Origin of the sequence: Pseudomonas putida (genome assembly GCA_029953615.1) — a bacterium.
In the GTDB taxonomy this organism is placed as follows: Bacteria; Pseudomonadota; Gammaproteobacteria; order Pseudomonadales; family Pseudomonadaceae; genus Aquipseudomonas.
The window spans coordinates 5481149-5495053 of the sequence record CP124529.1 but is presented as its reverse complement, the minus strand read 5'-3'; the positions used below and the strand labels follow the sequence as shown (position 1 = coordinate 5495053).

6 protein-coding genes and 3 pseudogenes are annotated in these 13905 nt (G+C 63.9%); 7 read left to right on the top strand and 2 right to left on the bottom strand.

Annotated elements, in window-relative coordinates; all coding sequences use genetic code 11:
* Positions 1-23: 23 nt before the first annotated feature.
* The 3 genes and pseudogenes from QIY50_25275 (at position 24) to QIY50_25265 (ending at position 5007) form a co-directional block, all read left to right on the top strand.
* Positions 24-1610 (top strand): DUF1302 domain-containing protein, encoded by a 1587-nt coding sequence (locus QIY50_25275; protein ID WGV20526.1) that lies wholly within the window; start codon positions 24-26, stop codon positions 1608-1610.
* Between the two features lie 8 nt (positions 1611-1618).
* Positions 1619-4034, top strand: a pseudogene (locus tag QIY50_25270) (efflux RND transporter permease subunit).
* Between the two features lie 10 nt (positions 4035-4044).
* Positions 4045-5007: a YCF48-related protein gene (locus tag QIY50_25265; GenBank protein ID WGV20525.1), complete on the top strand. Its 963-nt coding sequence runs from the start codon at positions 4045-4047 to the stop codon at positions 5005-5007.
* A gap of 111 nt (positions 5008-5118) precedes the next feature.
* On the opposite strand, the gene QIY50_25260 is transcribed toward QIY50_25265, so the two are convergent.
* Complete coding sequence (locus QIY50_25260) at positions 5119-5988, bottom strand: phytanoyl-CoA dioxygenase family protein (protein ID WGV20524.1); 870 nt, start codon at positions 5986-5988, stop codon at positions 5119-5121.
* Between the two features lie 179 nt (positions 5989-6167).
* Between QIY50_25260 and QIY50_25255 the strand changes: the two genes are divergently transcribed.
* Positions 6168-7481 (top strand): helix-turn-helix domain-containing protein, encoded by a 1314-nt coding sequence (locus QIY50_25255; GenBank protein ID WGV20523.1) that lies wholly within the window; start codon positions 6168-6170, stop codon positions 7479-7481.
* A 60-nt stretch (positions 7482-7541) separates the two neighbouring features.
* On the opposite strand, the gene QIY50_25250 is transcribed toward QIY50_25255, so the two are convergent.
* Positions 7542-8108, bottom strand: coding sequence for a TetR/AcrR family transcriptional regulator (locus QIY50_25250; protein WGV20522.1), 567 nt, complete (start codon positions 8106-8108; stop codon positions 7542-7544).
* Between the two features lie 94 nt (positions 8109-8202).
* Between QIY50_25250 and QIY50_25245 the strand changes: the two genes are divergently transcribed.
* From QIY50_25245 to QIY50_25235, 3 genes and pseudogenes are all read left to right on the top strand, one after another.
* Positions 8203-9336: a MexC family multidrug efflux RND transporter periplasmic adaptor subunit gene (locus QIY50_25245; GenBank protein ID WGV20521.1), complete on the top strand. Its 1134-nt coding sequence runs from the start codon at positions 8203-8205 to the stop codon at positions 9334-9336.
* A 15-nt stretch (positions 9337-9351) separates the two neighbouring features.
* Positions 9352-12481, top strand: a pseudogene (locus QIY50_25240) (efflux RND transporter permease subunit).
* Positions 12481-13885: pseudogene (locus tag QIY50_25235) on the top strand (efflux transporter outer membrane subunit). The pseudogenes QIY50_25240 and QIY50_25235 overlap by 1 nt, the downstream one beginning before the upstream one ends.
* Positions 13886-13905: the final 20 nt, after the last annotated feature.

Genomic DNA, 13905 nt, shown 5'->3' with positions numbered 1-13905 from the left:
TCGTGTGCGCAACCCCCTTGGCAATGGGGTTCACATTTGAAACCGAAACCCTCAATGGCTCCTTCGATTCCACGATCACCGCAGGCATGGGCCTGCGTACCGAGTCGCGGGGCTGCAACCTGATCAACCAGGGGCCGATCGGGCACAACGTGCCCTCCGGCTGCCTGGCACAGAGCTCCGGCGTGGCGGACCAGGGCGACCTGAACTACGACCGCGGCGACATGTTCACCAACTACCTCAAGGGCACCCATGAGCTGTTGCTCAAGATGCCCGAGGACGTCACCTTCATGGCGCGTGGCACCTGGATCCGCGACTTCGCTGCCACCGATACCACCGGCACGCTGTCGTTCAACACCCCTGAGAGCGTCGGTAGCAACGGGCTGAGTGACGACGCGCGTGACGACCTCGCCTTCAAGGCTCGCCTGCTGGACCTTTGGGTGAGCAAAGGATTCAACGTGGGCGGGCAGCGGGTCCGCGCGCGCCTGGGTAACCAGGTGATCAACTGGGGCGAAAGCCTGTTCGTGGCCGGTGGCATCAACAACACCAACGCCTACGACTACCAAGCCTTGGCGCGCCCTGGCGTGCAGCTCAAGGAGGCCGTGCTGCCCGCGCCGATGCTCAGTGTCGCCTCGGGCCTGGGCTCGGGTGTCAACGTCGAGGCCTACTATCAATTTCGCTGGAACAAGAGCGAGTTGCCGCCGGTGGGCAGCTACTGGTCCACTACCAACGCGCTGGGTGAGGGCAGGGGAGACTATGGGTTCTCCGAAAAAGACGCCCGCGACAGCGGCCAGTGGGGCCTTTCGCTGCGTTGGCAGCCGGAAGACAGCGACATCAACTATGGCTTCTACGTGATGCGTTATCACGACAAGTTGCCATCATTGCGCGTCGCCATTCTTGACCCTAACACCTTCGCGGCGGCACCGACCTGGGAATACCAGGAAGACCGGATGATGTATGGCGTCAGTGCCAACATGCCGATCGGTGACTGGGCAGTGGGTACAGAGCTTTCTTACCGGCCGAAGGATTCGGTCATGCTCAACCCTGTTGTCGACCTGTGTTCCAGCAATGGGGGCAAGTGCTGGAAAGACGAAAAGAAATTCCAGTGGCACCTCACCGGCCTTTACAGCTTCACACCGTCCAACTCCCCGACGCTGCTCGATTTCACCGGAGCCAGCACGGGTACCCTGCTGTCGGAACTGGTGGTCATCCATTACCCCGGGCTGCATGACGAGTTCAATGGCGAGCCCCTTGCCGCGGGGCTCAATGCCTGGCAGTTGGACCCTGCGACAGCGCCCAAGTCCCGTGGCGACAAGACGTCCTCGGGCATCAATTTGGACTTCAGCCTGACCTACGACGGCACCTTGTTACCGGGCTGGCAGGTCACTCCAGGTGTCTTCTATTCGCGCTCGCTGGGGGGCAGAACGCCGAACTTGAGTGCGACCTTCACCGAAGACGCGAGCAGCATGAACCTGTACCTGAACTTCGTGCGAAACCCGGCCAGTTGGCAGATTTCCCTCAACTACGCGAAGTTCATGGGCGGCGAGACGCCCTACGACCAGCTTTATCGTGACCGCGATTATGTCGGCATCGCGATCTCCCGCACCTTGTGAGGCTTGCCGTGAACGGTTCTGTAAAGCTATCTGAAGCCCCGGCACGTGGCCTGTTGTCACGTGTCGAGGGTGTGTTGTTCGGGCATCGTCGTCTGGTGCTGGCGAGCCTGGCGATGTTCACGCTGATCATGGGCTGGTTCGCCGTGCAACTGCGCATGGATGCCGGCTTCGAAAAGCAATTGCCGGTAGGCCATGAATACATCGAGACATTCGAGGCTTACCGCAATGACCTGCTGGGGGCGAACCGGCTGACCCTCGTGGTCAAGGCCCGACAGGGCGATATCTGGAGCTCCGCAGGTCTGAAACGGCTGTATGACGTCACCCAGGCGGTGACCTTTCTTCCGGGTGTTTCGCGCAGCAGCGTGCGTTCGTTGTGGACGCCCAATGCCTTCGTCAACGAAATCACCGAAGAGGGTTTTCGCGCGGATCCACTGGTACCGGGGACGGTTTCTCCCGAGCACCTGGATGACCAGGTCATCGCGACGATCGCCAACTCCACTGCCCAGGGTGGTTTCATCGGCACGCTGGTTTCCCGTGATCAGCGCAGCGCGATGATCACGGTGGAACTCAACGAGTACGACACCCATGGCGCCCACCTGGACTACGTGGCGTTCAACCACAGGCTGGAAAAAGAGATCCGCCAGCAGTTCGAAGATGGCGATTTCGAAATCCAGATCATCGGTTTCGCCAAACAGATCGGCGACATCGCTGACGGGGCTTCAGCGGTGTTGGAGTTCTGTTTGCTGGCGTTGCTGCTGACGGCGGGGGCAGTGTACTGGTATTGCCACTCCCTGCGCTTCACGCTGCTGGCGCTGGTCTGTTCGCTGGCCTCGCTGGTCTGGCAGTTCGGCAGCCTGCGCCTGTTGGGGTACGGGCTCGACCCGCTGGCGGTGCTGGTGCCCTTCCTGGTATTCGCCATCGGGGTTTCTCATGGCGTGCAGCAAATCAACTTCATCGTGCGCGAGATCGCCATCGGCAAGCGCGCCGAAGAGGCGGCGCGCTCGAGCTTCACGGGGTTGCTGATTCCCGGGACGCTGGCGCTGGTGACCGCGCTGGTTTCCTTCGTGACGCTGCTGTTGATCCCGATCCCGATGGTGCGGGAGCTGGCGATCACGGCCTCGCTTGGCGTGGCCTACAAGATCATCACCAACCTGGTGATGTTGCCGTTGATGGCGTCCTTGCTACGTGTCGATGACAAGTATGCGGCCGCTCAGGAAATTTCCCGGCAGCGGCGCACCCGCTGGCTGCGTGGCCTGGCCCGGCTCGCCGAACCGCGCAAGGCGCAGTGGGTGCTTGGCGCGGCCTTGGTGGTGTTCCTGGTGGCGATCTGGCAAAGCCATGACCGTGTCGTTGGCACGCTGCAGGCGGGCGCGCCGGAATTGCGCGAGAATTCGCGCTTCAATCGCGATGCGGTCTCCATCGCCAGCAACTACGACATAGGTCTGGACTGGCTCAGCGTCGGTGTTCGAAGTCAACAAGGCCGCTTCCAGCGAAGGCAGCCAGGTGGCCTGCGAGGATGTCGCCCTGGGCCAGTACCAGGATCGCTTCGTGTGGGCCATGCAGGGGGTGCCCGGTGTCCTGTCGGTCGCGTCTTTCTCCACCAACATGCGCCAGTTCAACGAGGGCTACAACGAAGGCAACCCGAAGATGGCGGCGGTGCCCATCGACCCGATGAACTACGCCGCGCTGGCCACCGAGGTGGCGCGTACGCCCGGGCTGATGCGCACCGACTGCAACATGTCGGCGGTGCACCTGTACCTGGCAGACCACAAGGCCACCACCATCAACCGAGTGGTGGACGCCGCCAAGGCGTTTCGCAGCGAGTACCCGATGCCAGGCATTTCGGTTCGCCTCGCGTCCGGTAACGCCGGCGTCCTGGCCGCCATCAACGAAGAGGTGGAAAAAAGCGAAACCCCCATGCTGCTGTATGTCTATGCCGCCATCGCATTGCTGGTGTTCGTGGTGTACCGGGACCTGCGAGCGGTCCTGGTGTGTTGCCTGCCGCTGACTATCGGCACTTTCATTGGCTACTGGTTCATGAAGGAACTGCAGATCGGCCTGACCATCGCCACCTTGCCGGTGATGGTGCTGGCGGTGGGCATTGGCGTTGATTATGCCTTCTATATCTACAATCGCCTGCAACTGCACCTGGCCCATGGCCAGTCGATTACCAAGGCGGTCGAGTGCGCGCTACTCGAGGTGGGTGTCGCCACTATTTTCACCGCCATCACCCTGGCCGTGGGCGTGGCCACCTGGGCGTTCTCGGAGCTCAAGTTCCAGGCTGACATGGGCAAGCTGCTGGCCTTCATGTTCATCGTCAACATGGTCATGGCCATGACCGTGCTGCCGGCCTTTGCCGTCTGGCTGGAGCGGGTGTTCCCGCGTAAGCGTCCCGTGCGCATGATCGGTGCGCTGGTGCACTGAGGAGAGAAGCATGAAATTCAGGGTTTCATTCACCGCGGCCTTGCTCGCAGCAGCATTGCCGCTGATGTCTCTTCAGGCCGCGCCGTTGCAGGCCGTGCCGGCCGTACAGGCGAGCAATGCCACGCAGGCCACCATGCTGGCCGCCAGCTGGGCCGGGGAGCGCGTGGTTGCCGTGGGCGACCACGGTGTCGTGTTGTTGTCCGACGACCAGGGCAAGCAGTGGCGCCAGGCGAGGTCGGTACCGCTGTCCACGCCATTGACGGGGGTGTCGTTCGTGGATGCCAAGCGCGGGTGGGCGGTGGGCCACTGGGGCGCGATCCTGGCCACCACCGATGGTGGGGAGTCCTGGCAGGTCCAGCGCCTGGCCACCGAAGAAGACCGACCGCTGTTCGCCGTGCACTTCTTCAATGCCCGGCAGGGCGTGGCGGTAGGGCTCTGGTCGTTGGTGCTGACGACCGAGGATGGGGGGCTGACGTGGGCTGAGCAGGCGGTGCAAGCGCCGCCCGGGGCCAAGCGGGCCGACCTCAACCTGATGGGGCTGTTTGCCGACAGCCGCGGCACGCTTTACGCCACGGCCGAGCATGGGCAGGTGCTGCATTCCGAAGACCACGGGAAGAATTGGCGTTACCTGGATACCGGCTACGAAGGCACCCTGTGGTCAGGCGCGGTACTGGCCGATGGGCGTCTGCTACTGGGTGGCCAGCGCGGTACCTTGTTGCAGGGTTCAGCGGACGGCAAGGGCTTTCGCCGAGTGCCCACGCAAAGCAAGGGCTCTGTCACTTGCGTCGCGGTAGCGGGCTCTCGTGTGCTGGCGGTCGGGTTGGACGGGCTGATGGTGCAGAGCAGCGATGGTGGACACAGTTTCGAGGAAACCCAGTCGGCTGATGGCCTATCGCTGACGGCGGCGCTGTTCAATGCCGATGGCACACCGGTTCTGTTTTCACGTCGTGGGGTAATGCCTTATCGGGAGTGAAGGGCTGGCGCTCAAAGGCCAGGCATCGCAAACCGATGCCTGGCCTGTTTCCTTGCCTGGGCGTTTGGATGGTCGTGGCACCTTCAGGGCCAGGCAAGTCAACGCTGGATGCTAGAGCTGAAGGTAATCCGCCAGGTCTGCGTAGTTATGCTGCCAAAGGCCAGGGCTGCCATTGGGGTATTGGGAGCGGAAACCGAGGATCTTCTGAACGCGTGGAGAAAGCGTGCGCACCAGCTCGAGCGGCACGATCAACGGGTAGGCTTCTTCAGGCGTGATGATCGAAGCCTGCATCGGGATCGTCAGCCCGCGACGGTAATAGTCGGCGGTCACGTTGGCCCCGCCACCGTGAACGACCTTGCCGCCGAACAGCACGGCATCCCCGGCTTTCAGCAGGGCGGGGATCGTCATCTCTGGGGTTCCGACGTCGTTGAAGTCATCCCAGTCCTGGCTTCCCGGAATCAAGCGCGTGGCGCCGTTTTCCTCGGTGAAATCGGTCAGCGCCAGCATCAGGTTGGTGATGGCGCGTGGCGCATGTTTGTTCATGGCCACGAACGGTTGGTACTGCGCCATGTCGCGGTGCAGCATTTGCGCTTTGTTGCCCGGGCCGATCTCGATCAACTGGGCCGTGGTCAGCCACCAGTCTCCGCACTCCGGGGCGAAAAGCACGTTTCCCAGTTCGTGGAAGAGGTCGTCATCGAGGATTTCCTCACGAAAGGTCTTGCTGTGGGTGACGAGGTTGGTGAGCCGTTTGGTCTGATGGCCGTGGAACTCGGCGATCAGCGCGTGCTCATGCTTGGAGCCGGCATCGAGCGCGGCCAAGGGAGCGTCGAGTTCGTTGTTGATCCGCACGACTTGTTCGGGGGGCATGAAGTTGCGAATGATGACCGCTCCTGCTTGGTCGCTCAGCAGCGCAATCTCTTGCGCTGAAGTCGAGCGGGTTACCACGGGCAGGCTTGGCATGGAGTCGCGAGAGGCTGACATTGAGAACACTCCAGATTGAAAGAACGGTTGGCGCAGGCGGGTTGATCCCCCCAACTGCTGGCATCAGGAAACAAACCCGCTTGCCACTGCGCTAAACCCAAAAAAGGGACATGAAGCGTCACGGTGCCTCCTTGTATTTTTTGTTCAGGCAGTGAGTTCATGCTAGGTTTCCCCTGGCCTTGAGCCAAGGTACGAACTGCACCATTTACCAGACGATTTTTGAGCGATTTGCACTGATCATGACCAGCACGCCATTCCCCTGGCCACGCCCCTCGGAAGCCGTTCGCGAGCTCATGCGCAAAGGTGCCGAACTCGCTCAGGCGCTGCCGCCCGAGTGGATCGAGCGCCTGAACCAGGCACTGTTTTCTACACCGGAAGATGCCAAGTTGCTGGAGGATCCGGTCATCCTCGCCGCGTGCCGGCGCGCCAATCGGGCAGAGTTGCTGCACTGGGCCAATGCCAATCTGCAGCGCCCTGGGGAGCCGGTGGAGCCCTACGTGTCTGCTGACATGGTGGACACGGCCAGGGAGCTCGCCCGCAGGGGGCTCTCCGAGCTGCTGATGAATGTCGCAAGGTCGACACAGAACGCAGCCTGGGACCTGTGGATGAAGATGGCCTTCAGCCTGACGCAGGATCCCGCGCTGCTCGCGGAGTTCCTGGAGGTCTCGTCGCGGTCGATCTCGACGTTCATCGACAGCAACATGCGTGTGGTGACCCAGATCATCCTCGAAGAAAAGAGCGCCCAGGCCCATGACGACCCTATCGATAAACGCAGCCTCGTAAGCCGGCTGCTCGACGGCAGGGATGTGGACGCCGAGCAATTTGGCAGGCGACTGGGCTACAGCCTGGCTCAGAGGCATCACGCCTGCCTCGTCTGGAGCGAAACCCCGGACGCCGAGATTCGCCCGCTGGAAGATATGGCGCGAGCCCTGGCGCAGCTCACGGGTACGGTAGCGCCTCTGATCGTATTCGCGGGCCCTGCGACCCTGTGGGCCTGGTGCAATGCGGCAAAGCCGCTGGACCTGAACCTTTTGCAAGGTGTCGCTCGACAATTTCCCAAGATACGCGCGGCAATCGGTTCGGCGGGCGCGGGGATGAATGGCTTCCGGCGCTCGCACCTGGAAGCCTTGACCACCCAGCGGTTGATGGGCCGGTTGGCGGGTTCACCTGCCGTTGCCACGATCGATCAGGTGAGGATGGTGTCGCTGATGACCCAAGATGCCCGCGCGGCCAGGCAGTTCGTCTTGAGCACCCTGGGGCGCTTGGCGACCGAGCCCACGGTACTTCAGCATTCGTTGCACGCCTTCCTGGCCAATGGCTGCAACATCACCCAGACCGCCGAGGTACTGCGTACGCATCGCAACACCTTGCTGCGCCGACTGGAGCGCGCCCAGGACCTGCTGCCTGTCCCGCTTGCCGACCATCGCATCCAGATCGCCGCTGCCCTTGAGCTGGTGATCTGGAGTACGCCGCTCGATGGCGACGAGCAATAGCGTTCATTCCCTACCTTTGACGCAATAGCGGCCTCACGGCTGTTGCCTCCATGCGGGCGCTCAACAGGGCGCCCGCGCTGCAATGCCCTGCAGGAACGCGTTCTCCAGCACCGTTGCACTCTCCCTCGGCGCGCGCCCTCGTTGGCGGGCATCGACCATGCCATGCAACAGCGATACGAACATCTCGGTCAGCAATGCCGCGGTGACATCCGCGCGAAATACACCCTGTCGCTGGCCGCTGAAGAACAATGCATCGAGCCGTTCCAGATAGAACCGGAGGTCGTGCTGCACGCTCATGTGCACAGGGTAACGGGAGGCGAGGAATGCGATCAGTTCACTTTGGGCCAGGTGCGCGCGGATCAGCTGACGCAACGCGGCCAGGGGCTCTGTGGAGGCCAACGTATCGCTGTTGTCGAGGATCTGCATCAGCGTGTCTTTGGCGTGCTGTTCGAGCTGGCTATCGAGGTTGTCTCTCGTCCCGCAGTAACGGTGCAAGGTGGCCCGGCTGATGCCCGCCAACGCCGCCAGTTCACCCATGGACGCTCTGGGCCGCAAGGCGGCAGCGGCATAGAGGGCATTCACCAGCTTGGCGGGAAGCGATGAAGGTGGGAAGCCTGAAGTGATCATGAGGAGCCTTGTTTGATTTATATGAGACATCATTGACTCATCTGGGTTTGAAAAGTAGCATTCGCCCCGTTTTCAATCAAGGCTCGGGTGAGTGATGGGCAAGACAGGTTCGATAAGAGTGGGCGTACTCGCTGTGGCGATTGCCTTGGCCGGGTGCGAGCCCGCAGCAGAGCAGTACGGTGCAGCCAATGCGAGCTACCCGGTGGAAATCGTGACGTTGGCCTCCGAGCAGGTGACCTTGGCCGCTGAGTTGCCGGGCCGGGTCGAGCCGATGCGCGTCGCAGAGGTGCGGGCGCGGGTGCCGGGTATCGTGTTGCACAAGCGCTTCGAGGAAGGGGCTGACGTCAAGGCGGGGGATGTGCTGTTCCAGATCGACCCGGCGCCGTTCAAGGCCGCCCTGGCCCGCGCCGAGGCGGACCTCGCCCGTGCCCAGGCCATGCAGCAGGAAGCCCAGGCACGTGTGAAGCGCTATGAGCCGCTGGTCAAGATCGAGGCGGTCAGCCAGCAGGACTTCGACAGCGCCACTGCCGAGTTGCGCAGTGCCCGTGCGGCGGTACGTTCCGCGCAGGCCGATGTGCAGGCCGCTCGCCTTAACCTGGGCTACGCCACTGTCACTGCGCCGATCTCCGGACGCATTGGCCGTGCGCTGGCCACCGAAGGCGCGTTGGTGGGGCAGGGGGATGCGACGCTGATGGCGCGTATCCAACAACTCGACCCGATCTACATCGACTTCACGCAGTCTGCCGCTGACGCGCTGCGCCTGCGACAAGCGGTGAAGGACGGCGCACTTTCGGCCGACAGCCAGCGCCTGACCGCGCAAGTGGAAGGCACCGATTTCCAGCGCTCGGGCGAGCTCATGTTCACCGATGTGAGTGTGGACCGCGGTACCGGCCAGGTCATCCTGCGGGGGCGTTTCGACAACGCGGACGGCACCCTCTTGCCGGGCATGTATGTGCGCGTGCGCACGCCGCAAGGCACCGACAACCACGCCATCCTGGTTCCTCAGCGTGCGGTCCAGCGAGGCAGTGACGGCCAGGCGCGGGTATTGGTCGCCGCCAATGGTATCGCTGAGGCACGCGTCGTGCGAACCGGCGTGATGCAGGGTTCGCGCTGGCAGATTACCGAGGGGCTGGAGCCGGGTGATCAGGTGATCGTCGGCAGCCCGGCCGGGCTGGCCCCCGGTATGCCGGTGGCGCCTGCCCAGAAACAAACGGCTGCCGCCCAGTGATGCGAGGGAAGTGAGATGTCCAGATTCTTCATCCATCGCCCGAACTTCGCCTGGGTCGTGGCGTTGTTCGTTTCACTGGCGGGCCTGCTGGTGATTCCATCCTTGCCCGTGGCCCAGTACCCCAACGTGGCGCCACCGCAGATTTCCATCACCGCCTCCTACCCCGGCGCTTCGGCCAAGGTCATGGTGGAGTCGGTGACCAGCATCATCGAACAGTCGCTCAATGGCGCCAAGGGCCTGCTGTACTACGAGTCCACCAACAACTCCAACGGCGTGGCCGAAGTGATGGTGACCTTCGAGCCAGGCACCGACCCGGACATGGCGCAGGTCGATGTGCAGAACCGTTTGAAACAGGCCGAGGCGCGCATGCCTCAGGCGGTGCTGACCCAAGGGCTGAAAGTCGAGCAGGCCAGTTCCGGTTTCCTGCTGATCTACGCCCTGACCAGCACGGCTGGCAACCGTGGCGATACCACGGCCTTGGCCGACTATGCCGCGCGTAACATCAACAACGAACTGCTGCGCGTGCCTGGCGTGGGCAAGCTGCAGTTCTTCGCCTCGGAAGCGGCCATGCGGGTCTGGGTGGACCCACAGAAACTGGTGGGCTATGGCCTGTCCATCGACGACATCAACACGGCGATTCGCGGCCAGAACGTCCAGGTGCCGGCCGGCAGCTTCGGCAGCACGCCGGGCGCCAGCGAGCAGGAACTGACCGCCACCCTGGCGGTGCAGGGCACCCTCGACACGCCGGAGGCTTTCGCCGGCATCGTCCTGCGCGCCAACCCGGATGGCTCCAGCGTACGCCTGCGTGATGTCGCGCGCATGGCCATCGGTAGCGAGAACTACAACCTGTCGGCACGCCTGAACGGCCACCCGGCGGTGGCCGGCGCGGTGCAGCTGGCGCCGGGCGCCAACGCCATTCAGACCGCGACGCTGGTCAAGGAGCGCTTGGCCGAACTGTCGCAGTTCTTCCCCGAAGGGGTCGAGTATTCGGTGCCGTACGATACCTCGCGCTTCGTCGACGTGGCCATCGAGAAGGTGATCCACACCTTGATCGAAGCCATGGTGCTGGTGTTCCTGGTGATGTTCCTGTTCCTGCAGAACGTCCGCTACACCCTGGTGCCCTCGATCGTGGTACCGGTGTGCCTGCTCGGGACGCTGATGATCATGAAGCTGCTCGGCTTCTCGGTGAATATGATGACCATGTTCGGCATGGTGCTGGCCATCGGCATCTTGGTGGACGACGCCATCGTGGTGGTGGAGAACGTCGAGCGCTTGATGGCCGAGGAAGGCCTGTCGCCGGTGGAGGCGACCATCAAGGCCATGGGGCAGGTTTCCGGGGCCATTATTGGTATCACCCTGGTACTGGCGGCGGTATTCCTGCCTTTGGCGTTCATGTCCGGTTCGGTGGGGGTGATCTACCAGCAGTTCTCTGTGTCTCTGGCTGTCTCGATCCTGTTCTCCGGCTTCCTGGCCTTGACCTTCACCCCAGCGCTGTGCGCCACGCTGCTCAAGCCAGTGCCTCAGGGCCATCATGAGAAGGGCGGTTTCTTCGGTGCCTTCAACCGTGGCTTCGCCCATATCACCGAGCGCTATTCGTTGCTCAATAACGGGCTGGTGGCGCGTGCCGGGCGCTGGATGCTGGCGTATGTCGGCATCCTGGTGGTGCTGGGCTATTCCTACCTGCGTCTACCGGAGGCCTTCGTGCCAGCTGAAGACCTGGGCTACAGCGTCGTCGACGTACAGTTGCCGCCAGGCGCCAGCCGGGTACGCACCGACCACACCGCCGAGACGCTGGAAAAATTCCTGATGTCTCGTGAGGCGGTGGCCAACTCGTTCATCGTCAGCGGCTTCAGTTTCTCGGGTCAGGGCGACAACGCCGCGCTGGCGTTCCCCACCTTCAAGGACTGGTCGCAGCGTGACAAGACGCAATCGGCAGAGGCGGAAACGGCAGCGATCAATGCGCAGTTCGCCGCCAACGGTGATGGTGCCATCACCGCGGTTATGCCGCCGCCCATCGACGGCCTGGGCAACTCCGGCGGTTTCGCCCTGCGTCTGATGGACCGTGGTGGCCTTGGCCGTGAAGCGCTGCTCGCCGCCCGTGACCAACTGCTGGCCCGCGCCAACAGCAACCCGGTGATTCTCTATGCGATGATGGAAGGCCTGGCCGAGGCGCCGCAGTTGCGTGTGCACATCGACCGGGAAAAAGCCCGAACACTGGGGGTGAGCTTCGAGGCCATCAACAGCACCTTGGCCACGGCTTTCGGTTCGGCGGTGATCAACGACTTCACCAATGCCGGGCGCCAGCAGCGCGTGGTGGTGCAGGCTGAGCAAGGCGAACGCATGACCCCCGAAAGCGTGCTGCGCCTCTATGCCCCGAATGCCAACGGCGAGCAGGTGCCGTTCAGCGCCTTCGTCACCACCCAGTGGGAAGAGGGGCCGGTGCAACTGGTGCGCTACAACGGCTACCCGTCCATCCGCATCGCCGGCGACGCTTCGCCGGGGCATAGTACTGGCCAGGCGATGGCCGAGATGGAGCGCCTGGTCAGCGAGCTGCCGCCGGGTATCGGCTACGCCTGGACGGGCCTTTCCTACCAGGAGAAGGTGTCCAGCGGCCAGGCGGCCAGCCTGTTCGCCCTGGCCATCTTGGTGGTGTTCCTGCTGCTGGTGGCGCTGTACGAGAGCTGGGCGATCCCGCTGACGGTCATGTTGATCGTGCCGATCGGTGCTCTGGGTGGCGGTGTGGGCGGTGACGCTCACCGGCATGCCCAACGACGTGTACTTCAAGGTCGGCCTGATCACCATCATTGGCCTGGCGGCGAAGAACGCCATCCTGATCGTCGAGTTCGCCAAGGAACTGTGGGAGAAGGGCTACAGCCTGAGCGACGCCGCCATCGAGGCCGCGCGCCTGCGTTTCCGCCCGATCGTGATGACCTCCATGGCCTTCATCCTCGGCGTGGTGCCGCTGGCCATCGCCACCGGCGCCGGTGCGGCCAGTCAGCGCGCCATCGGTACCGGGGTGATCGGCGGCATGCTCAGCGCCACCTTGCTGGGCGTGGTGTTCGTGCCGATCTGTTTCGTATTCGTGCTGAAGCTGCTCAAGCGCAAGCCGGCCCCCGTGCAACACGCTGTCGAGGTAACCCAGTGATGCTCATGCGCAATCTTGCAATTCCGTTCGCGCTGGCCGTCACTTTGGCCGGCTGCTCCCTGGCACCGACCTACCAGCGCCCCGAGGCGCCGGTGGCGACCGCGTGGGGCGATGCCGCCGGCCATCGCGGCCGGGCGGTGGAGCAACTGGACTGGCAGGCGTTCATCGTCGACCCGTCCCTGCGCCAGCTGGTGGGGACCGCGCTGGACAACAACCGCTCGCTGCGCCAGACCCTGCTGGATATCGAGCAGGCCCGCGCGCAGTACCGCATCCAGCGTGCCGACCGGGTCCCGGGCTTGAATGCCGGGGCTTCCGGCAACCGCCAGCACTTGCCGACCGACTTGTCGAGCGATGGCCGCGAAGGGGTCAGCAGCACCTATCAGGTGGGGTTGTCGCTGCCGGAATACGAAGTGGACCTGTTCGGCCGTGTCAAAAGCCTGAGCGATGCGGCACTGGAACAGTACCTGGCCACCGAGGAAGTCGCGCGTGCCGCGCGCATCGCCCTGATCTCCGAGGTGAGCCAGGCCTACCTGACCCTGGACGGCGCCGAGCGGCGCCTGGCGCTGACCCGCCAGACCCTGGCCAGCCGCCGAGGATTCGCTGGCCCTGGTCGGCCAGCGGCGCACCGCCGGCACGGCCACGGCGCTGGATCACCAGGAGGCGCTGGGGCTGGTCGAGCAGTCGCGGGCCGAGCTGGAAGGCATCGTGCGCGAGCAGCGCCAGGCCTACAACGCCCTGGTGCTGCTGCTGGGCAGCGCGGACGCGGCGAAGGCGATCCCGGCCGAGCGCGACGAGGCGCCGATGGTCCTGCAGGACATCGCCCCGGGCGCGCCGTCGGCGCTGATCGAACGTCGCCCGGACATCCTCGCCGCCGAGCATCGGCTGCGGGCGCGCAACGCCGATATTGGCGCGGCGCGGGCAGCGTTTTTCCCGCGTATCAGCCTGACCGGCAGCTTTGGGACCGCCAGTGCGCAGATGTCCGGGCTGTTCGACGGAGGCTCGCGTAGCTGGACCTTCATGCCGCAATTGTCGCTGCCGTTGTTCGACGCCGGGCGCAACCGGGCCGGGCTCAGCCTGGCCGAGGCACGCAAGGACTCGGCTGTGGCCGCCTATGAAGGCGCGATCCAGGTGGCCTTCCGCGAAGTGGCCGATGCGCTGGCCGCCACCGACACCCTGCGCCGTGAGCAGGCTGCGCGAAGGGCCCTGGTCGATACCAGTCGTGCGACCCTGGCGCTGGCCAAGGCACGTTACGAGGGGGGAGTGGACAACCATTTGCGCTACCTGGACGCCCAGCGCAACAGCAACGTGAACGAAGCGGCCTTCATCGAAGCCAGTACCCAGCGGCAACTGGCGTTGGTCGACCTGTTCCGCGCACTCGGTGGTGGGTGGTCGGGCAAGGGCTGAAACGGCCTCCTTTGGTTGGC